The following is a 21,991-nucleotide window of genomic DNA, read 5'->3' as shown; positions in this document are numbered from 1 at the left end:
TATCTGCTTACGTGCTTTGGTCAGTTTCTGATAACGGCGATCTTCTTTGGTGGGACGGCAGTCAGACGATTGCAATGGACCATAGAGCCTCTATGTTTGTCTCAGAGCCAGTTGCTCCGCGGCAATTTATCCGGCTAGCTGGCATGGGAAAGATTGGCAAGGTGTTCCCTCCCTTGGAGCCTGCAGGTGAGGTCTAACAATTCATTCAAGCCGAACCCGCTTCGCGGGTCGGCTTAATTCTGGTGTTAGGCCTCAGCAATCATGAGTCGCAAGCAGATCGTCAAACTTGCAGCCGCCATATCCGACGCAGAGGTTGCGCTCGCATTGGCGTCGTATGGCGGGGAATGGGTTCTTGTCGGTGATCCGGCTGAACCGGTACACGTTGTCGATAACAATGTTTTTAGACGGTTTGAGGCACTGCTATGGCTAGATGACGATGAGGTTTGGTCTAGTGCAAAGGAGCGCTACCTCCTTTCTCAAGATCTCCTCCATTTCGCGACTGATGCAGATCTGAGAGAGTACGTAGACGGCCTCACCCGTAGTAAGTACGTCTCGCGGGCAGAGGCCTAACAATTCATTCAAGCCGAACCCGCTTCGCGGGTCGGCTTAATTCAGGTGTTAGGCCCCGTATGAAAGATCTTCCCGATCTGGAGAACTCATTACGACAAGTGATCTCGGTCCAAGATGCATACCGAGTCATGGAGCACTTCGTCAGCGCATATCTCGCGCGCGGCGATACGTCGGTGTCGGACTTTCTGTTCTGCTACGCGGGCCTTACTGCTCCCGGCCAAACAACCGATCCGGCTGCCATCCACGACTTCCTTGAGTCGACCAGGGCTGTAGCAGCACAATCCCCACCGGGCCCCTACGGTACCGGGGCCTAACAAGTCATTCAAGCCGAACCCGCTTCGCGGGTCGGCTTAATTCTGGTGTTAGGCGCTATCCATGCATCGACTTCTTGCGGCGATCAATGTCCTCTTGGCAGTGAGCCTTCTCGCTTGGCCTCTGGCTTTGTTTTTTGCCATTTTTCTCTTCGACGCCCCCGGCTCAGAGAGAGACCCGTTCCTTCTGGCATTCGTGGCTGCCATTCTTGCGTATCCTGCCCCGGTGGCTCTTGGCAACATCATGTTTTGGACCAAGAGAAATGTGGCTACTATTCGCTCACTTCGCAATTGGACTCTTGTATCCTCCACGGGCCCAGTTGCCACTGCCCTGCTCGGCGCTCTCAACTTCTCACGATGAGTGCTTCCGTAGCGCCTAACAATTCATTCAAGCCGAACCCGCTTCGCGGGTCGGCTTAATTCCGGTGTTAGGTGCGCAATGGCAACTCCCACCATCAAAGAGCAGAGCCCTGAGGTGTTGGCGTCATTGCCGCTCGAAGATCTGAACCGAGAGATCAATCGCTGCGTGTATGGCTACACCAACGGGGGCACTTCGCAGGGACGCAAGTCATTCTTCAAGCGCCTCGTCATGCTTGAGCAAATTCGGGAGAACACTCACGGCATTCCAGCTAAGCAACGTGCGTTCCGGGTGCGTTGACCAGATGCGCGGGCTCTGCGGTTGGTGCGCACCTAACAATTCGTTCAAGCCGATGCCGCTTCGCGGCACGGCTTAACTCAAGCGTTAGGCGTCACATGAAACTCTCGCGGGGCACTTGGACAATCACAGCATGGCTGCTTCTGGCTGGAGCCTGCATTATTGCGTTCTCTGCAAAAGATCTCGGCCTGCCCCCATCATTGTGGTGGTGGACCGTTCTCGCCTTCATTACAACGATTTCTGGCCGAGAGTCCTATAGCCCTAGAGGCAGTTCCTCAAATGAGAGGAGCTTTTCAAAGGTGGCGTTCTGGCTGGGAGTTGTTGTTGTTCCGATAGGTGTCTTCGTAACAATGACGTGACGCCTAACAATTCATTCAAGCCGAACCCGCATCAGGTTAGCTAACTTCGGTTGGTTCTAGGTACTATCGGCTTCGGTGCCGGTCCAGTGCGGGTCGGCTTAATTCAGGCGTTAGGGCCTTCATGGCACTTTCCTTCTTAGCCAACCTGTTAGGCCACCGGCTTCGTGCCGGTAATCGGGTTCGGTTAGATGGCGGCTACGACATGGAGCCGAAATGGCTCAATGGCCGGATCGCCCACTTCGGGGAGTGCGTCGGTTTCATCCAAGGCGAGAACGGTCAATCTGCTGCGCTCATCCGGCTAGATGAGCCGGTCACCTCTAACGGAGTCACAGGATCGCACTTGGTTCTACGCCTCCGTTACGTTGGCGCTCGCTGGGCCAACCGAGAGACCGTGCACCTTGAGCTGTTCACCTCGCCTCCCGCGTCATTACAAGATCCCTCTACTCGCGGCGTGTGGATCGAGTCTCATGCCAGCTATCACGTAGAGGGCCCTAACAATTCATTCAAGCCGAACCCGCTTCGCGGGCCGGCTTAATTCTGGCGTTAGCCCTCAATGGATACTCGCGCTGCAATCCTTTCCAGGCTCGCCCGCTTTGAAGAGCCATCCGCCCCACTCATCGATGAGCTTCGATCCATGGGCTGGGATTGGTCTGATGAGCCGCTGCTCATACTTACGGCAGAGCACTTCGTTAGTGTTATGGACCGCTTCTTGTCTGACCGACTTACCGCCGACCAGCTTGAGGAATGGGCCGAGAATCTTGAACAGCGCGAAGATGTAGGATTCGCGTCAGAGAAGAAGGAACTCCTGGATGACCTGCTATTTTGCTTGGCTAATCCATCAATCAACTACGAGATCACTCAAGAGATCATCCACCAGCTTAGGCAGCGCTTGCTTGAGGGCTAACAATTCATTCAAGCCGAACCCGCTTCGCGGGTCGGCTTGATTCAGGCGTTAGCACTCACTGGAGGTTTCATGCGTTCTTTGGTCGTCATTGCCGCTGCGCTTCTTATCTGCGCCTGCTCAACCGTTCCGACCAACTCAAAAGGCTGGATCGAGCCTATCGACGCAATTCGCGCGGCAAACGATGACCCAAGAAACGGCGTGCGCGGTGAGTTCATCATCACCGTCAAAGCACTTGACTCCTATCCGGAGCGATCTTTCCTGAACTCTGAGAAAGACTATCGTGATCAACGGAACCTCACTATCCGCATGCCAACTTCAGTGGTTCCAAAGCTTGAGCAACGCCTTGGCGTCAAGTTCCAAGATCTCAAGAATCGCAGGCTTGTCGTTCTCGGTGTTGCAAAGCGTAACCGCATAGACTTCGTGACTGATGGCAAACCGACTGGAAAGTACTACTATCAAACTCATGTGCAAGTAGACAGCGCCACTCAGATCAAGTTTGCGGAGTGAGTGCTAACAATTCATTCAAGCCGACGCCGCTTCGCGTGTCGGCTTAATTCAGGTGTTAGGCCCCTTGGGGAGAAGACTGCTCAAACCTGAAATTGGCGATGTCTTTGCCATCCCGCTGCCCGACGGCGATCAAGCTCTCGGACAGGTTGTTGCTTGGGTCGAGGATCTCGGAGCTGTTGGATGCGCCTTGTTTGATCATACACATCGTCCGTCCCACCCGGTACCACCATTGGGCCAGCCTAGTTCCGTAGTGCTTTCGACCCCAGACCTGCTTCAACGACGCTATTGGCCGATTCTAGGCAATCGCCCTGTGATGGTTTCAGCCGATCATCTAACGTGGGAGGGCTTCCGTGATGTCCATTGGGTCGGCGTCTCGATTCAGGGCTCCGGTATCATCCGCCAGTTCATGGAGGCCTATCATGGGTTCAGCCCCTGGGACGCGATGGCAGACCCTGATTACTTCACCGAGCTCCTCATTAAACGAAAAATGCCACCAGGTGCTTATGTGGCCGGAGCCTAACAATTCATTCAAGCCGAACCCGCTTCGCGGATTGGCTTGATTCAGGCGTTAAGTGCCATGGGAAAGGTTGCCCGCAACTGGATCGAACACACCCAGGACTGGCGCGATGAGCCGATGGCCTACTGGGTTCACTTAGAGCTGGGCGGTGCCGCATGGCGTGCGTCTGAGTCATACAGCCCGCCGGCCCCTAGAGCCGAGGATCGCAACGGCTACACCGTGCTTTGCGTGGAGTCACAGGGTTTTGTTTTCCGCTTCTCCTCCGCTGCACAGCTTGCCGAGTGTGTCGATGTCCTTGGGCGCAAGCCCCTTCCGACATCGCGCCGCCTGTCCGCTATTCGCGGTGGCGGGCACGGCCCCAGCAGTCACTGGCTCAGCCGGTTGCCTGGCCATATCAAGTCCCCCAAGATTCGACAACGTGCCGTGGAGGATCTCCGCTCAGTGATCTCGGCCATGGCACCTAACAATTCATTCAAGCCGGACCCGCTTCGCGGGCCGGCTTAATTCTGGTGTTAGGCCGCTCTTGCCAAGACGCGCCGCCACTCCTAACATTTCCTCCGCCATCGCGGTTCTCGCGGTCGGCCGTAAGCGTTCACGTCAACCAACGCGCCCATCATCTCCGGCATTGCCGGGGCTGTTTACCCGTTCACGGGTAAAAGGCGCCTTTGCTTGACCGGATCCAGGAGATCACTCATGAACGCTTCAAACAAATCCACCGTCCTCTTTGGCATTCCCAAACTCCCCGCGCGCTACGGCTCGCTGGTCATGCCTCTGCTGCTGTCTATCCTAATGACCTGCATCGTGTCCTTGGTCAGCACGTTCAAAAGCATTGGCATGTCGCCTCAATTCGCGTCCAAATGGCTTGCGGCCTGGGGTGTCTCGTGGCTGATCGCCTTTCCGGTATTGCTGTTGGTACTGCCTATAGTTCGCAAGGTAACCGCAGCACTCGTGCGAGCGGCCTAACAATTCATTCAAGCCGACGCCGCTTCGCGGCGCGGTTTGATTCAGGTGTCGGGCGCCGTAAAAACCTGTCCCTTCACTCAAGTTGGAAGCGTAGCCTTCGGCATTGGTCCTGGCGCCTCAGCTGCGCTCATCGGTAAGCCGCGCTCCCAGCACGCCAACCGCGCCGGCCAGATGGAGTTTTACTATGGTTCGGCCCTTGCTCCACAGCAGGTCTCATTGCACGCAGCAGTGAATCCAGCGTCGAACAGGAAGTCGATACCCACCATCACTGCAGTAGCCGGAAGCCCGGCTATCTCCAGATCAAACGATCCGCGCGAAGCGCATCCACTCGCCCGTGCGCCGGGCGCCGAGTTCGAACGAGTGGGTGGGCGTCCAACCGAGCCGGGTCCTGGCCAGATCATTCGATACCCATGACCGGTACGCTTCGCGCACGACGCGACCCTCGCTGGGCATCCGCAGTGCCGGTACATCGTCGGCCGGTGTTGCGGTGCTGCGGCGCTGCAGCCGGGACTTGATCATCATCTTCTGCTCGGCGGTGATCCGGCGGGCGACCATTTCCTTGGTGCCGCGGATCAGCTTGCCGACGGGCGGGATGGTGCCGAGCTGGGCGTGGAAGGCCGGCGAGGCGGCGAGGCGGATCGCGGCGGTGACGCTGTCGCGCGCACGCGGACGCTTCGCCTGCCAGTAGCGGGCGATCTCATCGAGCGAGTAGTCATGGAGGGTCTTCTCTCCCTCGACCATGCCGGCGAACGTGGTGATGAAGTCCCCCCAGGTCATGCGGGCATCACCGTTGATCAGGAACGCCGCGCCGACCGCGTCGTCGCGCTCGAGCGCCGCCATGATCGCCTCGCAGACATCGTCGACGTACACCGCGTTGCAGATGCCCCGGCCGCCATCGATCAGGCTGATCCGGCCCGCGCGCGCATCCTGGACGATCGGCGTGACGAAGAAGCTGTAGGGCCCGTAGACGATGGTGGGACGGAGCACGACGGTCTCCAGCGCGCCCCGCTTACCGGCTGCCACCACCACGGCCTCGGACGCCGCTTTGGCATCGGAGTAGGCCTCGTTCCATCGCTGGATGGGCGCGGTGGCCTCGGTGAGCACGTCCAGCTTCGGCGACGGGCCATGCACGGCCATCGAGCTGATGTGGACGAAACGACGGACACCGGCACGCGTGCAGGCCTCGATCAGCTGCGTGGCCTGCGTCCTGGCGCTCTCGTCGTCGCCGTGGGCAAGGTTGACGACGGCGTCGCATCCTTCCACCGCCCGCGCAAGGCTGGCGGCGTCGAGCATGTCGCCCGCGACCAGCTCGGTATCCAGCCGGGCGATCCGCACGGCGCGCGAGAAGTCGCGGACCAGCGCACGGTACGGGAGCCGGTACTCGAGCGACAGGAGTTCGCACAGGCGCGAACCGATGAACCCGGTGGCGCCGGTGACGAGGATCTTGGTGGGCATCATGCCGAGGACTCCATGCGTGCCAGCCAGGGTTGCGCCATGGATGTGCGCCTCGCATACGCCGTCTCGATGACGGCGAGCGCGTGCAGCGCCGACTCCCCGGTCACGAACGGTGCGCGCCGCTCGCGGACCGCACCGACGAAGTCATCGAGCTGCGCGCGGTAGTGGCTGCGCCCGTCCCATCGCTTGGCGCACAGGATCTGCATCTCCATCGGACCACGCCGCGTGGTCCGGTGGAGGGTCAGGGTGCGGGGATCCGAGGTCGAAGCCTCGAGCGTGCCGCGCTCGCCCACTACCCGGATGCTGCGGCGCAGGCGGTGCGACCAGCTGAATTCCAGCCGCGCGGGCACCGGTCGTCCGCCGATCTGCAGGACGCCGGTCAGCTTCGCGTTGCTTTCGAAGCCACCGAATGCATCGTCCTCGTAAGCGATCCCGGTAAGGTCGCCGAAGAGCCAGAGCACCCGGTCGAGCAGGTGCACGCCGGTATCGAACAGTACGCCCCCGCCGGTCGCGTTGCGATCGAAGTAGCTGTTGCTCGCCATCGGCCAATCGAGCGGCGCGCCATCTTCGACGATCACCTCGCGGACTTCACCGATCTCCCCTTCCTCCACCAGGTCCGCGAGCCACCGGTTGTGCGGGAAGAACCGCATCATGAGGGCGACGGCGAGCACCCGCTCGGTCCTGCGCGCCGCCTCCACCATTTTCCGGCCGTCGGCGACCGTGATCGCCAGCGGCTTCTCGCACAGGACGTCGATCCCCATTTCCATCAGCTGGATCGCGACGGGTGCGTGGAAGCGCGGCGGGACGGCCACGATGGCGGCGTCGACCTTGCCGGCAAGCCCGGCGAGCTCGGTGGTGATCTCCGCCTCAACACCGCTGGCGCGCGCCGCATGCGTGGCGTTGCCGCGGTCGCGGTCGCAAAGCACGGTCACCTCGACCCGACGGTCCCCGATGATCACGGGCAGATGCGCCTCGCGCGTGATCGCCCCGCACCCGACAATGCCAAGCCGTACGGGCTGGTTGGAATCAAAGCTCGTCAAGGTCCCTCTCCGTGTCAGCACACTAGCGATACGTGAATTGGGCCATCGACCGGCCTTGCGGCGAACTGCGGTTCTCACCCGGCCAGGCACGCATGCCAGACGTCCGGCATCTACGATAGGCTTGATCCACCGCACCAAGGGGCCAGGCACGATGACGCCAGACAACCCGTATCAGGCGCCTGCATCGTCCGCCGCCCCCGGATCCACACGCGTACCGCGCCGATGGATCGCCATCGTGCTTTCCCTCGCGGCTTTCCAGACGCTGGTGGTGGCGCTCTATACCCCCACGACCCTCAGCCAACTCCGTGACGGCGGAATCAGCGTGCTGACCGCCATGGCATGGGCGTCAGCCAGCGGGCTGCTGGCGACCGGAAGTCTCGTCCTCATGGTTAGTCCACGCCTAGCGACCTGCCTGTTGTTCCTGGCGGCGGTGCTGAGCGCCTTGACGTATGCGCAATGGCGTCCTCCGTTCGTCTTCACCGGACTATTGGTGGCCGTCTGCGCCGCACTTGTCGGCTCCGTTTCCGCGCGATCCGCGAGGATCTGACCGCGCATCCGATCGGAGGGCGCCTACGCATGCTTTCGCTAGCGCTTCACGGTATCGTCGGCACGCCCTCGCAAACCGGTGCACTCCATGCTGATTTCCCGCAGGCAGGCCCTGACCACCGGCATGACCGCCATCGCACTGGTCATTGCGCTGCAGGCGTTCAACAGCGTTGGCTGTTACAGGCACACGTTGCCGACGTTCCTACAGGTGGTGGGCATGTTCGTGCTGGTGCCGTTGCTGCCCGCGCTGGTCTCGCTGCTGACGGCCAATCCGCTGCGGGCGGTGGGGGCGTGCCTGTTGTTCGCACCGTGGCTGGTGTTGGCGTACTACACCGATTGCGTACGGCCGTACCAGGGTGGCGGTGCGTCGATGATCTACGTGGCGGTACTGATGTGGGGCACGCCATGCGCGATCATCGGCGCGCTGCTTACGGGACCGGCGATGCGCCTGCTCGGCGTGTCGGTGGCGCCCCGTCGATAACCCGCGCGCACGCGTCGGCGCCCTACTCCGCTTCTTCCGGCGGCAACACGATGCCGTCCGGGTCCACCGCCAGGCGACCGGCCGCGAGCACGGCCTGGGTGCGGTTGGTGACGTGCAGCTTGCGCAGGATGGCGGTGACGTGCGCCTTGATGGTGGCTTCGGACACGCCCAGGTCGTAGGCGATCTGCTTGTTGAGGCGGCCGGCGCCGAGCATCTGCAGCACCTTGAACTGTTGCGGGGTGAGGTCGCGCAGGCGCTGCGCGGTTTCCTGTTCGTCCCGACTGGTGGCCGGTGCGTTGTGCGCCTCATCCGGCACCCAGCGCTCACCGTCGAGCACGGCACCGATGGCTTGGCCGATGGTGTCCGAATCGGCGGACTTCGGAATGAAGCCGAGCGCGCCGTGGTCCAGCGCGCGCCGCATCACCGCCGGCTCCTCGCGTGCCGACACGATGACCACGGGCAGCTGCGGATGCAGCGCGCGCAAATGCACCAGCGCATTGAAGCCGTGCGCGCCGGGCATGTTGAGGTCCATCAGCAGCAGGTCGGCATCCGGGTGCGCATCGACGAGCACGTAGAGCGCATCGACGCTGTCGGCTTCATGCAGCTTCACGCCCGGCATCACGCGCTGCACGGCGCCACGCAGCGCTTCGCGGAACAGCGGGTGGTCGTCGGCGATCAGCAGGGTGGGCATGGCGGTGCGGTCCATCGTGGGGGAAGGGTAATCCGTGGGGTGCGTGCTGCACAGCGGCGGGCGTCACATGCCCGCAGCTGCTGGCCCGCCGCCTCCCCGCGACGGGCCGGTCGTGCCTACTTGACCTTGCGTTCGGCCACCAGCGATTCCACCACCGACGGGTCGGCCAGCGTCGAGGTGTCGCCCAGCTGCTCCGGCGCGTTCTCGGCGATCTTGCGCAGGATGCGGCGCATGATCTTGCCCGAGCGCGTCTTCGGCAGGCCCGGCGCCCACTGCAGATGGTCCGGCGTGGCGATGGGGCCGATCTCCTTGCGCACCCAGGCCACCAGTTCCTTCAGCAGTTCGTCGCTCTGCGCTTCGCCGGCTTTGAGGGTGACGTAGGCGTAGATGCCCTGGCCCTTGATGTCGTGCGGAAAACCGACCACCGCCGCTTCGGCCACCTTCGGGTGCGCGACCAGCGCGCTTTCCACTTCGGCGGTGCCGATGCGGTGGCCGGACACGTTGATGACGTCATCGACGCGACCGGTGATCCAATAGTAGCCATCGGCATCGCGGCGGCAGCCGTCGCCGGTGAAGTAGGTGCCTGGATAGGTGCGGAAATACGTGTCGATGAAGCGCTGGTGGTCGCCGTACACGGTGCGCATCTGGCCCGGCCAGGAATCCAGCAGCACCAGGTTGCCTTCGGTGGCGCCTTCCAGCTGCTCGCCATTCGCATCCACCAGCGCCGGCCGCACGCCGAAGAACGGCAGCGTGGCCGAGCCGGGCTTGAGGTCGATGGCGCCGGCCAGCGGCGTGATGAGGATGCCGCCGGTCTCGGTCTGCCACCACGTGTCGACGATGGGGCAACGCGAATCGCCGACGGTCTCGTAGTACCAGCGCCAGGCTTCCGGATTGATCGGCTCGCCCACGCTGCCCAGCAGGCGCAGCGAGGCACGCGAGGTCTTCTTCACCGGTGCCTCTCCCTCGCGCATCAGCGCGCGGATGGCAGTGGGGGCGGTGTAGAAGATCGTGACCTTGTGCTTGTCGATGACGTCCCAGAAACGCGACACGTTGGGGTAGTTGGGCACGCCTTCGAACATCACTGCGGTGGCGCCATTGGCCAGCGGGCCGTAGACGATGTAGCTGTGGCCGGTGACCCAGCCCACGTCGGCGGTGCACCAGTAGATGTCGTCCTCGCGCAGGTCGAACACGGCTTCGTGCGTGTACGCCGCGTACAGCAGGTAGCCGCCGGTGGTGTGCAGCACGCCCTTCGGCTTGCCGGTGGAGCCGGAGGTGTAGAGGATGAAGAGCGGATCCTCGGCGTTCATGCGCTCCGGCTCGCACTCGGCCGGCTGCGCATCGACGACGGCATCGAACCAGCGGTCGCGCGGCATCTGCATGTCCACCGCGCCGCCGGTGTGGCGCACGACCAGGACGGTCTCGACGGAGTTGGTGCCGGGCAGCTTAAGCGCGGCATCCACGTTCGCCTTCAGCGGTACTTTCTTGCCGCCACGCAGGCCTTCGTCGGCGGTGATGATCAGCTTGCTGCCGCAGTCGGCCACGCGGTCGGCGATGGAATTGGGCGCGAAGCCGCCGAACACCACCGAGTGGATGGCGCCGATGCGCGCGCAGGCCAGCATGGCCACGGCGGCGTCCGGGATCATCGGCAGGTAGATGGTGATGCGGTCGCCCTTCTGCACGCCCAGCGCACGCAGGGCGTTGGCCAGCTTGCAGGTGCGCTCGTACAGCTCGCGATAGGTGACGCCGTAGGACGGCGTGTCGGGACCGTCGGGCTCGAACAGCAGCGCGACCTTGTCGCCGCGCTCGGCCAGCTGGCGGTCCAGGCAGTTGACGCTGGCGTTGAGTTCGCCGTCGGCGAACCAGCGGATGTGGAAATCGTCCAGGGCGTAGCTGACGTCCTTGATCCGGGTCGGCTTGGTGAACCAGTCGAGGCGTTCGGCCGCCTTGCCCCAGAAGGCCTCGGGATCGTCGATGGATGCCTGGTAGTCGCGCTGGTACTGCTCGCGCGTGATGCGCGCGCTGGCGGCGAATTCCGGCTTGACCGGATAGAGATCAGTCATGAGGTCCTCCCGGGACATTCCTGTGAAGCGTCGATTCTGAAGCATGGACGAAGACCGGGCGAGGCGACGGAGGTACGTCGTGCGGTGCATCCGGCACGCCGAGTTTGACGCATACGGTCGTGCGGCATCGCAGCATCCGGCTTAGACAATGGTCGTAAAGCGGCCATGCGCTCCCTGCGACCGATCGCCGCACCCCTTCTGTGGCAAGGGTTTGCCTTCCCGACAGTGCGATTAAGACTAATGGCGAATAGGCGCTGCCGGCGCGCAGGCGCAAGTCTCCGTCAGCCGCGCAACGCGGCCATCAACCTTTCGGGAGGGGTTATGACCCAACGTTCCGCACTCATGGCGCGACGGCCACTGGCCGCTGCGCTTTTCGTCGCCCTCATTGCGCCGGGGATGGCGTTCGCACAGACCGCCAAGGAAAAAGCGCTGGAGGCCCGCGTGGCCGACCTTGAGCGGCAGGTCCAGCTGTTGCTGTCCGCGCAGCAGCAGCAACAGACCCAGATCACCACCACGCAGGAACAGGTGACGCAGGTGCAGGCCAAGCAGGCCACGGCACCGGCCGCCGTGCCCGCCGGCAAGCAGCCGATCCAGAACACCACCATCCTGACCGCGGCCAACCCGGGGAGCACGTTCTCCTATGGCGGCTTCATCAAGATGGACGCGATGGCCACCGACACCAGCGACGGCCGCATCGCCGATGGTTCGTCGGGCCGCCTGTTCTACGTGCCCAGCACCATCCCGGTCGGTGGCCCGACCGCCGACGGCGGCGATGCCTATGCCGACTTCCACGCGCAGTTCTCGCGCTTCTGGCTGAGCGCGGACCATGTAACCGAGGGCGGCGACAAGCTCAAGGGCTTCGTCGAGATGGACTTCTTCGGCGGCGGCAGCAACGCGCTGGCCGGCAACGAGACCGCCACCAACACCTACGCCGTCACCCTGCGCCATGCGTATGTCAGCTGGAACAACTGGCTGGCCGGCCAGACCTGGTCCAACTTCATGGACGCGGCGGCGCTGCCGGATGCGGTGGACTTCGTGGGCCCGACCGACGGCACGATCTTCGTGCGCCAGGCCCAGCTGCGCTACACCAAGGGTCCGTGGTCGTTCTCGATCGAGAACCCGCAGACCACCGTCACCCCGTACCTCACCGGCGCCCGCTTCAACAGCGGAGACAACGCCGCGCCGGACGTCACCGCGCGCTGGCTGACCAAGGGCGACTGGGGCCACTTCACCGTCGCCGGCATGGTGCGCCAGTTCAAGGTCGCGGACGAAACCGACACCGGCGGTTCGGTAAGCGTGTCGGGCAAGTTCAACCTGGGCAAGAGCGACGACATCCGCTATGCGGTGAATGCCGGCCAGGGCATCGGCCGCTACCTGGCGTTCGGCGTGGGCAGCGACGTGGTCACCGAGGCCGATGGCGACATCAGCGCGCTGGATGGCTACGGCGGCTTCGTGGCATGGCGCCACGTGTTCAGCCCGAAGATCCGCACCAACCTGATGTACTCCGCCTCGCACTTCGACAACGACGCCGCGCTCACCGGGTTCGGCGTCACCGAGCGCACGCAATCCATGCACGCCAACCTGATCTACTCGCCGTTCCCGAAACTGGATATCGGCGCGGAGCTCATCTACGGGCAGCGTTCGCTCGAGGATGACCGCGAGGGCGACCTGAAGCGTCTGCACACCACCGTCAAATACACTTTCTGAGGGGAAACCACATGAGTTCCACGACTGTGCAGCATTCGGCGTCGGGCGAGCTGACGAAGGGCCACAAGAAGGTCATCTTCGCCTCCAGCCTCGGCACCGTGTTCGAGTGGTACGACTTCTATCTCTACGGCTCGCTGGCGGTCATCATCGCCAAGCAGTTCTTCAGTGGCGTCAACGAAACCACCGGCATGATCTTCGCGCTGCTGGCGTTCGCGGCAGGCTTCTTCGTGCGTCCGTTCGGCGCTGCCTTCTTCGGCAGCCTCGGCGACCGCATCGGCCGCAAGTACACCTTCCTGGTCACCATCCTGATCATGGGCATCTCGACCTTCCTGGTCGGCGTGCTGCCCAACTACGCGACGATCGGTTTCGCCGCGCCGGTGATCCTGATCATCCTGCGCCTGGCGCAGGGCCTGGCGATGGGTGGCGAGTACGGTGGCGCAGCCACCTACGTGGCCGAGCATGCACCGGCCGGCAAGCGTGGCTTGTACACCGCGTTCATCCAGACCACCGCCACGCTGGGCCTGTTCCTGTCGCTGGCCGTGATCCTGGCCTGCCGCCTGACCTTGGGCACCGAGGCATTCGAGGACTGGGGCTGGCGCATTCCGTTCCTGGGCTCGATCGTGCTGCTGGGTGTGTCCGTGTGGATCCGCCTGCAGCTGGCCGAGTCGCCCCTGTTCCAGCAGATGAAGGCCGAAGGCAAGGGCTCGAAGAAGCCGTTCCGCGACAGCCTGCAGGGCGGCAACCTGAAGCTGATGCTGCTGGTGCTGTTCGGCGCCACCGCCGGCCAGGCCGTGGTGTGGTACGGCGGCCAGTTCTACGCGCTGTTCTTCCTGCAGAGCATGATCAAGGTGGACCCGACGGTGTCGTACCTGCTGATCGCCGGTGCGCTGCTGCTGGCCACGCCGTTCTTCCTGTTCTTCGGCTGGCTGTCGGACAGGATCGGTCGCAAGAAGATCATCATGGCGGGCTGCCTGCTGGCCGCGCTGACCTACTTCCCGATCTTCAAGGGCATCACCCACTACGCCAACCCGGCCATCGAGGAAGCCCGCACGTCGTCGCCGGCCGTTGTCGTCGCCGACCCGGCCACCTGCAGCTTCCAGTTCGATCCGGTCGGCATCCGCAAGTTCACCAGCTCGTGCGACGTGGCCACGGCTGCGCTGACCAAGGCCGGCGTGCCGCATGAAATCCAGCCGGGTCCGGCGGGCGAAGTGGCCAAGGTCCAGGTCGGTGGCGCCGCTGTGGCGTCGTTCGAGGCGGCGGGCCTGTCGAAGGATGACCTGAAGACGAAGTCGGGCGAGTTCGGCGCCGCGCTGAAGGGTGCGCTGACCAGCGCCGGCTATCCGGAGAAGGCGGACACTGCGCGCATCAACATCCCGATGACGCTGTTCCTGCTGTGGGTGCTGGTGATCTACGTGACCATGGTCTACGGCCCGATCGCCGCGTACCTGGTGGAGCTGTTCCCCACGCGCATCCGCTACACCTCCATGTCGCTGCCGTACCACATCGGCAATGGCTGGTTCGGTGGCTTCCTGCCGGCGATCTCGTTCGCCTTGGTCGCGGGTACGGGCAACCTGTACTACGGCCTGTGGTATCCGATCGGCATCGCGGTGATGACGCTGATCATCGGCACGCTGTTCCTGCGTGAGACCAACCACGTCGACATCACGAAGTGAACGCTCCTCCCCCGCCGGCCCCTCCAGGGCCGGCAACCCGGACGCCGGCCTTCGTGGCCGGCGTTTTCTTTTTGGGTGCTTTCGCGGATGTAAGCTGACCCTCCCGCCACGAGGGCAGGCGCCATGCCACTGATCACCCTGACCATCCGCAAGCCCAAGGACGACGCATTCAAGTCATCCGTGCTGGACGCCGTGCATGCCGCGCTGGTGGCCTCGGGCGTGCCCACTACTGATCGTTTCCAGCGCGTGCTGGAACTGTCGGCGGAGGATTTCCGCTACGACCCGACCTATCCGGATGTCTCCGGTGCACGCGACGAGGACTTCGTGCTGATCGAAATCCTGTGGTCGGCGGGACGCAGCGTGAAAGTGAAGAAAGCGCTGCTCGCGGATCTGATGCAGCGCCTGGCCGCTGCCGGCAGGAATCCGGAGAACGTGATGGTCTGCTTCAAGGAAACCACATGGGAGAACTGGGCGTTCGCAGGCGGACGCCTGATCCATACGTGAGGCGGATCAGCGCGGCGGCGCAGCGAGTTCCTTCTCGCTCAGGAAGCCGTTGCCGTCCGCATCCTGCCGCCTGAAGCGGTCGGCAAGCTGCGCCAGGTGCGCCGCGCGGGTGATCGGCTTGCCGCGCCCGCCCGGCAGTTCCTCCACGGACAGCACACCGTCGCGGTTGCGGTCCATGCCGTCGAAGGCGTAGCTCATCCAGGCCTGGTATTCGGCCAGGCTGACGCGCCCGTCGAGGTCGGTGTCCATGCGTGCGAGGTAATCGCCGGTGGCGGTGACCTGGGCCAGCACGGGCAGGGGCACGACGGTGAGCAGGAGTGCGGAAAGGAACAGGCGCATGGCGGCATTGTAGGGCGACCGGCCGTGTGGGCGCGCACGCGGTCAGCCCCGCCATCGGGCGGCCCTCGTCGGTCGCGGATATTGGGGTACGCTGCACCGGCATTCGACCCCCGCCCCATGATGAACCTGCCAGCGTCCACCTCTGCGGCCACGTTCGCCGCGCCCCTGTTCGAACTCGATCGCGCCACGGTGGTACGCGGCGCCACGCGCGTCCTGCACGACCTGTCGCTGAGCATCCCGCTGGGCCAGCACACGGCCCTCCTCGGTCCGAACGGCTGTGGCAAATCGACGTTCATCAAGCTGATCAATCGCGAGTTGTATCCCCTGGCACGCGAGGGCGACGCGCCGGTGAAGGTGTTCGGCCTGCGCCGCTGGAACGTGAACGAACTGCGCAACCGCCTGGGCCTGGTCACCAGCGACCTGACCCGCGACCTGCAGCAGATGCCGTACCTGCGCGTGGAGGACGCCGTGGTGACGGGTTTCTTCTCCAGCTTCGCAGTCCCCCCGCACCGGCAGGTGGATCCCGGCATGCGCGCCCGTGCACGGCACGCACTGGAGCAGGTGCGCGCGATCCCGCTGGCCGACCGCCAGGTGGCGGAACTGTCGACGGGCGAGATGCGTCGCGTGCTGATCGCGCGGGCGCTGGTGCACGAGCCGGACGCGCTGCTGCTGGACGAACCCACCGCCGGCCTCGACCTGGTCGCACGGCAGCACTTCCTGGACCTGATGCGCGGCCTGGCACAGCGCGGCATCACCCTGGTGCTGGTGACCCACCACATCGAGGAGATCATTCCGGAGATCGACCGCGTGCTGCTGCTTCGCAACGGCACCGTCCACGCGGACGGCGACCGCGCCACGACGCTGACGGACGCGCAACTGAGCCAGACCTTCGGCGGACCGATCCAGGTGCGTCACGAAGGCGGCTTCTACAGCGCGATGCCCGCCCATGCCTGAGCTGCCCGAGGTCGAAACCACCCGCCGTGGCCTGGCGCCCCACGTGGAGGGCCGCCGCATCCAGGCGGTGACGTTGCGCAGGCCCGACCTGCGCTGGCCGATTCCCCCGGAAGTGGCGCGCGAACTGCCCGGCCAGCGCATCGATGCCGTGCGGCGCCGTGCGAAGTACCTGCTGATGGACACCGCCGCAGGCAGCGCGGTGCTGCACCTGGGCATGTCCGGCAGCCTGCGCGTGCTGCCGGCCACCACCCCGGTCGGCGCGCACGACCACGTGGACATCGCGCTGGACGGCGAACGTGGCAGGTCCGGCCGCGTGCTGCGCTTCACCGACCCCCGCCGCTTCGGCTGCCTGCTGTGGCAGCCCGTCGGCCAGGTGCATCCGCTGCTGCAGGGGCTGGGGCCGGAGCCGTTGTCGGACGCATTCGACGGCGACTACCTGTTCGCGCTCAGCCGCGGCCGACGGGCGCCCGTCAAGACCTTCCTGATGGACCAGGCCGTGGTGGTGGGCGTGGGCAACATCTACGCGGCGGAAAGCCTGTTCCGCGCCGGCATCTCACCGCTGCGCGCGGCCGGCAAGGTGTCGCGGGAGCGCTACGTGGCGCTGGCGGCGGCCGTGAAGGACATCCTCGCCTATGCCATCACCCGCGGCGGGACCACGCTGCGGGATTTCCTCGATCCGGACGGTGCACCGGGGTATTTCGAGCAGGAACTGTCGGCGTACGGCCGGGGCGGCGAAGCCTGCCCGCGCTGCGGCCGGGCGATGAAGCAGGCCACCATCGGCCAGCGGACCACGGTCTGGTGCGGGTACTGCCAGCGCTGACGACCCGGGCGGGCCCCTGCCACGATCACGTCCTGTGAGAGAAATGACGTTATATTCGCGCCCTTGGCTCGTGGGGAAGACGGATGGCCGACGCACCTGACATCACCTTGTGGCTGGACTCGGCCCGGAGCGGCGATCGCGCCGCGCTGGACCGCGTGCTGGCCACGCTGTACCAGGAACTGCACACCATGGCGCGCCGCCAGCTGTCTGGCCAGCACGGCTACACGCTGGATGCGACCGCGCTGGTGCACGAGTCCTACCTGAAGCTGCTTGGCTCGACCGGCACGGCCAAATTCGAGGACCGCGCGCACTTCTTCGCCTACGCCGCCTCGTCGATGCGCAGCGTGGTGGTGGACTACGCCCGCAGCCGGCTGGCGCGCAAGCGCGGCGGCGACCTCAAGCGCGTGGCGGACATTCCCGAGGAAGTGGAAGGCAACCTGCGCCTGGACGAAGACATGCTGGCGCTGAACGACGCGCTGGAGAAGTTGGCTTCCGCCGACGAGCGCCTGGCGCAGGTGGTGGAGATGCGCTATTTCGCCGGCCTGTCCGAGCTGGAGATCGCCGAGCTGCTGCAGCGCTCCGAACGCAGCATCCGGCGCGACTGGCAGAAGGCGCGCATGTTCCTGCTGTCGGTCATGCAGGACAGCTGAGACCCGTACTGCGCGCCCCCTGCGATGGACGCCGAACGCTGGCAACGCCTGTCCCCGCTGCTGGACGTCCTGCTGGAGCTTGACCCGGACGCGCGCGCGCAACAGCTGGAAATCCTGCGCGCCGACGATCCCGACGCCGCCTGCGAACTGGAAAAGCTGCTCGCCCTGGAAGAAGAAGGCGACGACTTCATCGACCAGCCCCTGGTCGACAAGCCGGGCCAGCTGAAGCCCGGCATGCGCGTGGGGCCCTACCAGCTGGAATCGATGCTGGGCGAAGGCGGCATGGGCATGGTGTGGCTGGCCTCGCGCGCGGACGGCCTGTACCAGCGCCGCGTCGCGCTGAAGCTGCTGCGCCCCGGCCTGGCCGATCCCAACCTGCGCCTGCGCTTCACCCGCGAACGCGAAATCCTCGCGCGCCTGGAGCATCCCAACATCGCGCGCCTGCTGGACGCCGGCATCGGCGGCGAAGGCCAGCCGTATCTGGCTCTGGAATACGTGGAAGGCGTGTCGATCACCGACTACTGCCTCGCCAACAACATCGGCCTGGACGCCCGGCTGACCCTGTTCCTGCAGATCTGCGCGGCCGTCAGCCACGCGCACGCGAACCTGATCGTCCACCGCGACCTCAAGCCCTCCAACATCCTCGTCACCCCCAATGGCGAGGTGCGCCTGCTGGACTTCGGCATCGCCAAGCTGCTCGACGATCCGGAGCCCGCCCCCGTGCATCCGCGCACCGAGGTGCGCGCCTTCACCCTGCACTACGCGGCGCCGGAGCAGGTGCGCGGCGAGCTCGTCACCACCATGACCGACGTGTACTCGCTGGGCGTGGTGCTGTACGAACTGATCGCGGACACCAAGCCCTACCGCCTGCGCCGGCAGACCGACGCCGAATGGGAGCAGGCGATCCTCGCCGTCGAACCATTGAAACCCTCGGTGGCGACGCTGCGTACCACCGATGGCAGCCGCAGCCGGTGTCCGGATGCCCGCCGCAATGCCCGCAGGCTGGCCGGCGACCTGGACAACATCGCGCTGAAGGCCTTGCAGAAGGCACCGGAGCAGCGCTATCCGTCCGTCGAAGCGATGTCGCAGGACCTGCGGCGGCACATCGAGGGGCGCCCCGTGCTGGCGCGTCCCCAGAGCATGGGCTATCGGCTGCACAAGTACCTCATCCGGCAGCGCTGGACACTCGCCTTCGGCGGGCTGGCGGCCGCGGTGCTGCTGACCGCGCTGGCGGTGAGCATCTGGCAGGGCCGCCAGGCGATGCGCGAGGCGGCGCGTGCGCAGGCCATGCAGAACTTCGTGATCGGACTGTTCGACAACGCCAGCGCGTCGCAGCAGGGCAACACCTTCGATGCGCGCGAACTGCTGGCGGCCGGCGAACGGCGCGGCGCTCGCGAACTCGCCAACCAGCCGCGCGCCCAGGCCGAGCTGCTGGGCGTGATCGCCCGCCTGCGGCTGGGCCTGGGCGACTACCACGAATCGCTGGCGCTGCTGGAAAAGCAGGCGCGGGTACTCGCGACGACCAACGATGCGCCCGACAGCCTGCGCCTGCAGGCCGCGACCCAGCACGGGCGCGTGCTGCGCCTGCTCGGGCGTTCGCGCCAGTGCGTGCAGGTGATGGCACCGATGGAGGCGCGGCTGGCCTCGCTCGATTCCCGATTGCCGCTTCCGGTAGCCGAGTTCAGGTCGCAGAACGGACGCTGCCGTGCCGATGCAGGCGAGAAGCAGGTGGCGCGCCAGATGTTCGACGGCTCGCTGGAGATCCGCCGCAGCCTGAAGGACGAAGCGGGCGTTGCGGAAAACATGCGCGACCTGGCCCAGCTGGATGTCGAACTGGGCAACGCCGATGCCGGCGCGCGCGGCTACCGTGCCGCACTGGCACACCTGCAGGCACACGGCCATGCACGTCATACGCTGGCCATCGAGATCCAGCGCAGCCTGGCGTTGCTGTACCGCAACCGCGGCGATACGGATGCGGCGCTGGCCTCGTTCCAGCACGCACGTGAGCTGTCCGAGGACATCCACGGCGCGCGCCATCCGCTCACCCAGGCCCTGCGCCGCCATATCGCAGCCGTGCAGGTCGACCTGGGCCGGTTGCGCGAAGCCGACGAGGAACTCCGCCGCCTGCACGCGATGACGCTGGAGTCGCTGGGCCCGCAGCATCGCGACACGGCATCGAGCTGGAACTCGATGGGCATCATCGCCTGGGAGCGCGGCGACAACGACACGGCGGTACGCAATGTCGCCCGGGCCGTCGCCATCTGGCGCAGCAACGAGAGCCTGCAGATCCTGCCCGGTGGGCTGTTCAACTACGGCATGGTGCTGCACAGCGCCGGCCGCCACGACGAGGCGCTCGCGGCACTGGAAGAATCGCGGCAGATGCGGGTGACGACCATCGGCGCCAGCCATGCGCTGATCGGCGAGACGGACCGCATGATCGGCGAAGTGCTGGCGGCCAAGGGCGACCTGCGGGGCGCCAGCGAACGCTTCGACCGCGCCGTGCGCCTGACCCGCGTGGGCTTCGGTCCGGAGCATCCGCGCACCTGGTTCGCCGAATTGTCCATGGCCCGCCACCAGACGCGGCTGGGGCGGCCACAGGACGCCATCGCCTCGCTGGAAGGACTGACGCGCCACGAGGGCGGCGGCAGCGAAGCGCCCAAGCTGCGCTGGCTCGCACGGGCCTATCTGGCCGAAGCGCGTTGCGGCATGGGCGAGAAGGAGCGCGCGCGTCGTGAGCTGGATGCCCTCGCGGGAGAACTGCGCAGCGCGCTGCCCGACGGCGGCATCATTCCGCGCGAAGTCGCCGACCTGCGCGCCGCCTGCCGTTGAGGCCGTTCACTCCAGCGGCAACCCGGGCTGCTGAGGATCGATGCGCCCCTCGCCGCGCGCGATCTTCTTGAACTCCGCGCGGCTGACCGACACATAGCGTTCGTTGCCGCCGATCTCCACCTGCGGCCCATCCTGCACGGCGAGCCCCTGCTCGTTGACCCGCACGGTCATGATCGCCTTCTTGCCGGTGTGGCAGATGGTCTTGATCTCGCTCATCTCGTCCGCCCAGGCCAGCAGGTACTGGCTGCCTTCGAACAACTCGCCGCGGAAATCGGTGCGCAGTCCGTAACACAGCACGGGGATGCGCAGCGCGTCCACCACTTCGCTGAGTTGCCAGACCTGCGCGCGACTGAGGAACTGCGCTTCGTCCACCAGCACGCAGTCGAGCTTGCCGTGCGCGGCGATGTCATCGCGAATCAGGCGCTCGAGGTCATCCTCGCGCTCGAACGCCACCGCATCGGCACGCAGGCCGATGCGCGACGCCACCACGCCGGCTCCCGCACGGTCATCCAGCCGCGGAGTCAGAATCGCCACGCGCATGCCGCGCTCGCGATAGTTGTGCGCCGACTGCAGCAGCGTGGTGGTCTTCCCGGCGTTCATCGCCGAATAGTAGAAATAGAGCTTGGCCATGCCGCCATTGTAAAACGGGCGGGCTTCCCGCTTATCCGCCTTCGGGCGCCTTCACCGGCTCCACCTCGCCCACGTCGACCTTGCCCCTCATGGGCGCCTTCCAGATCGCGTCCTGCAGCCGCCAGTAGTGCTCGGGCTGCCAGTACTTGCGGTCGTAATACTGGTCGCCCCGCACCGTCATGCCGGTGCCGGCCAGCGGCCCGGTGTGGGGAATGATGGTGAGGTTGCCCACGTAGCCGACGCGGCTGCCGGTCATGCTGCGCATGGCCCGCCGCAGGATCTTCTCCAGCCGCGGCTTGGCCGCCTCGTCGCCGTATTCGGCCAGGATCGCCTGCCCGCGCTCGATGGCCTCCTTGCGCTGCACGTCGTCCAGTCGCGCCCAGTAGACCTCGCGCTGGGCGAGGAAGTCCGGATAGAGCCGCTCGGCCGCGATGTCCATCCATGCGTAGGCGATGGCGCGATCCTGCGCGACGCCGGTGCCCTGCCAGTACATGTCCGCGATGATCGCCTGCGAGGGCTTGTCGGCATGGAAAGCCGCGCGCTTGAACCGTTCCAGCGCGCCGGCATAGTCCTGCCGTTCGTAAGCGCGCGCGCCCTCAGACCGCCAGCGCAGGTCCGGGTGCGCGGCCAGGAAGCCTTCGGTCAACACCGCCTGATCGAGCTTCGGCTCCTGGGCCGTCGCCGGCCGCATCGGCAACAGGGCCACCATGACCAGCACACAGCAACGGAGGGCATTCATGGCGATACGCCTGCATCCGGAAGCCTGGAGTGTCGACATGCTAGGAGAAGCAGGGCGCCGTTGTCTGTAAACTGATGGCCTACGCAG

Annotated in this window: 22 protein-coding genes; 15 read left to right on the top strand and 7 right to left on the bottom strand. The window is 65.2% G+C overall.

The window, feature by feature from the left end:
* Window positions 1-261: 261 nt before the first annotated feature.
* From AC3DET_RS17840 to AC3DET_RS17815, 6 genes are all read left to right on the top strand, one after another.
* Entirely contained in the window at window positions 262-570 is a 309-nt protein-coding gene (locus AC3DET_RS17840; RefSeq protein WP_337732205.1) for a hypothetical protein, read from the top strand.
* Window positions 571-1,320: 750 nt separating this feature from the next.
* A complete protein-coding gene (locus tag AC3DET_RS17835; RefSeq protein WP_488392492.1) occupies window positions 1,321-1,539 on the top strand; it encodes a hypothetical protein in 219 nt (72 codons plus the stop codon).
* Between the two features lie 909 nt (window positions 1,540-2,448).
* Window positions 2,449-2,799 (top strand): hypothetical protein, encoded by a 351-nt coding sequence (locus AC3DET_RS17830; protein ID WP_337732700.1) that lies wholly within the window; start codon window positions 2,449-2,451, stop codon window positions 2,797-2,799.
* 69 nt (window positions 2,800-2,868) lie between these two features.
* On the top strand, window positions 2,869-3,306 hold the full coding sequence (locus AC3DET_RS17825; protein ID WP_337732701.1) for a hypothetical protein: 438 nt from the start codon (window positions 2,869-2,871) through the stop codon (window positions 3,304-3,306).
* 64 nt (window positions 3,307-3,370) lie between these two features.
* Window positions 3,371-3,826, top strand: a complete 456-nt coding sequence (locus tag AC3DET_RS17820; protein ID WP_488392491.1) for an Imm26 family immunity protein — start codon at window positions 3,371-3,373, stop codon at window positions 3,824-3,826.
* A gap of 690 nt (window positions 3,827-4,516) precedes the next feature.
* Window positions 4,517-4,786, top strand: a complete 270-nt coding sequence (locus AC3DET_RS17815; RefSeq protein WP_337732703.1) for a DUF2798 domain-containing protein — start codon at window positions 4,517-4,519, stop codon at window positions 4,784-4,786.
* A 300-nt stretch (window positions 4,787-5,086) separates the two neighbouring features.
* Here the strand turns inward: AC3DET_RS17815 and AC3DET_RS17810 are convergent, their stop codons facing one another.
* Window positions 5,087-6,244, bottom strand: a complete 1,158-nt coding sequence (locus AC3DET_RS17810; RefSeq protein WP_337732704.1) for an NAD-dependent epimerase/dehydratase family protein — start codon at window positions 6,242-6,244, stop codon at window positions 5,087-5,089.
* Window positions 6,241-7,281 carry a Gfo/Idh/MocA family protein gene (locus AC3DET_RS17805; RefSeq protein ID WP_488392490.1) on the bottom strand — a complete coding sequence of 347 codons (1,041 nt, stop codon included), beginning with the start codon at window positions 7,279-7,281 and terminating at the stop codon, window positions 6,241-6,243. Before AC3DET_RS17805 ends, AC3DET_RS17810 begins: the two co-directional genes overlap by 4 nt.
* 121 nt (window positions 7,282-7,402) lie before the next feature.
* Here AC3DET_RS17805 and AC3DET_RS17800 point away from each other — a divergent pair, with 121 nt between their 5' ends.
* Complete coding sequence (locus AC3DET_RS17800) at window positions 7,403-7,828, top strand: hypothetical protein (protein WP_488392489.1); 426 nt, start codon at window positions 7,403-7,405, stop codon at window positions 7,826-7,828.
* An 87-nt stretch (window positions 7,829-7,915) separates the two neighbouring features.
* Entirely contained in the window at window positions 7,916-8,308 is a 393-nt protein-coding gene (locus AC3DET_RS17795; RefSeq protein ID WP_488392488.1) for a Na+:solute symporter, read from the top strand.
* Between the two features lie 22 nt (window positions 8,309-8,330).
* Here AC3DET_RS17795 and AC3DET_RS17790 read toward each other — a convergent pair whose 3' ends face one another.
* A complete protein-coding gene (locus AC3DET_RS17790; protein WP_192203304.1) occupies window positions 8,331-8,999 on the bottom strand; it encodes a response regulator transcription factor in 669 nt (222 codons plus the stop codon).
* 116 nt (window positions 9,000-9,115) lie between these two features.
* A complete protein-coding gene (acs, locus tag AC3DET_RS17785) occupies window positions 9,116-11,059 on the bottom strand; it encodes an acetate--CoA ligase (RefSeq protein WP_337732708.1) in 1,944 nt (647 codons plus the stop codon).
* 321 nt (window positions 11,060-11,380) lie between these two features.
* Here acs and AC3DET_RS17780 point away from each other — a divergent pair, with 321 nt between their 5' ends.
* From AC3DET_RS17780 to AC3DET_RS17770, 3 genes are all read left to right on the top strand, one after another.
* Window positions 11,381-12,766 (top strand): DcaP family trimeric outer membrane transporter, encoded by a 1,386-nt coding sequence (locus AC3DET_RS17780; RefSeq protein ID WP_488392487.1) that lies wholly within the window; start codon window positions 11,381-11,383, stop codon window positions 12,764-12,766.
* An 11-nt stretch (window positions 12,767-12,777) separates the two neighbouring features.
* Window positions 12,778-14,439 (top strand): MFS transporter, encoded by a 1,662-nt coding sequence (locus AC3DET_RS17775; protein ID WP_488392486.1) that lies wholly within the window; start codon window positions 12,778-12,780, stop codon window positions 14,437-14,439.
* Window positions 14,440-14,562: 123 nt separating this feature from the next.
* Window positions 14,563-14,943, top strand: a complete 381-nt coding sequence (locus AC3DET_RS17770) for a tautomerase family protein (protein ID WP_446539530.1) — start codon at window positions 14,563-14,565, stop codon at window positions 14,941-14,943.
* A 6-nt stretch (window positions 14,944-14,949) separates the two neighbouring features.
* Here the strand turns inward: AC3DET_RS17770 and AC3DET_RS17765 are convergent, their stop codons facing one another.
* Window positions 14,950-15,282 (bottom strand): EF-hand domain-containing protein, encoded by a 333-nt coding sequence (locus tag AC3DET_RS17765; RefSeq protein ID WP_488392485.1) that lies wholly within the window; start codon window positions 15,280-15,282, stop codon window positions 14,950-14,952.
* Between the two features lie 120 nt (window positions 15,283-15,402).
* Here AC3DET_RS17765 and AC3DET_RS17760 point away from each other — a divergent pair, with 120 nt between their 5' ends.
* The 4 genes from AC3DET_RS17760 to AC3DET_RS17745 all read left to right on the top strand — a co-directional run bounded on the left by AC3DET_RS17760 (window position 15,403) and on the right by AC3DET_RS17745 (window position 20,535).
* Window positions 15,403-16,236, top strand: a complete 834-nt coding sequence (locus AC3DET_RS17760) for an ABC transporter ATP-binding protein (RefSeq protein WP_446539541.1) — start codon at window positions 15,403-15,405, stop codon at window positions 16,234-16,236.
* Window positions 16,229-17,056, top strand: a complete 828-nt coding sequence (gene mutM / locus AC3DET_RS17755) for a bifunctional DNA-formamidopyrimidine glycosylase/DNA-(apurinic or apyrimidinic site) lyase (RefSeq protein ID WP_192203250.1) — start codon at window positions 16,229-16,231, stop codon at window positions 17,054-17,056. Before AC3DET_RS17760 ends, mutM begins: the two co-directional genes overlap by 8 nt.
* A gap of 83 nt (window positions 17,057-17,139) precedes the next feature.
* Entirely contained in the window at window positions 17,140-17,706 is a 567-nt protein-coding gene (locus tag AC3DET_RS17750; protein WP_142122751.1) for an ECF-type sigma factor, read from the top strand.
* Between the two features lie 24 nt (window positions 17,707-17,730).
* Entirely contained in the window at window positions 17,731-20,535 is a 2,805-nt protein-coding gene (locus AC3DET_RS17745; RefSeq protein ID WP_488392484.1) for a serine/threonine-protein kinase, read from the top strand.
* Window positions 20,536-20,541: 6 nt separating this feature from the next.
* Here AC3DET_RS17745 and AC3DET_RS17740 read toward each other — a convergent pair whose 3' ends face one another.
* Together AC3DET_RS17740 and AC3DET_RS17735 are read right to left on the bottom strand one after the other, a co-directional pair.
* Entirely contained in the window at window positions 20,542-21,165 is a 624-nt protein-coding gene (locus tag AC3DET_RS17740) for a thymidine kinase (RefSeq protein WP_337732715.1), read from the bottom strand.
* Window positions 21,166-21,196: 31 nt separating this feature from the next.
* Entirely contained in the window at window positions 21,197-21,904 is a 708-nt protein-coding gene (locus AC3DET_RS17735) for an SEL1-like repeat protein (protein WP_337732716.1), read from the bottom strand.
* Window positions 21,905-21,991 lie beyond the last annotated feature (87 nt).

Source organism: Pseudoxanthomonas sp. 97-1-1, from assembly GCF_057773125.1.
Note: the sequence above shows the minus strand (reverse complement) of the source record. Positions and strands in the feature narration are given on the sequence as shown.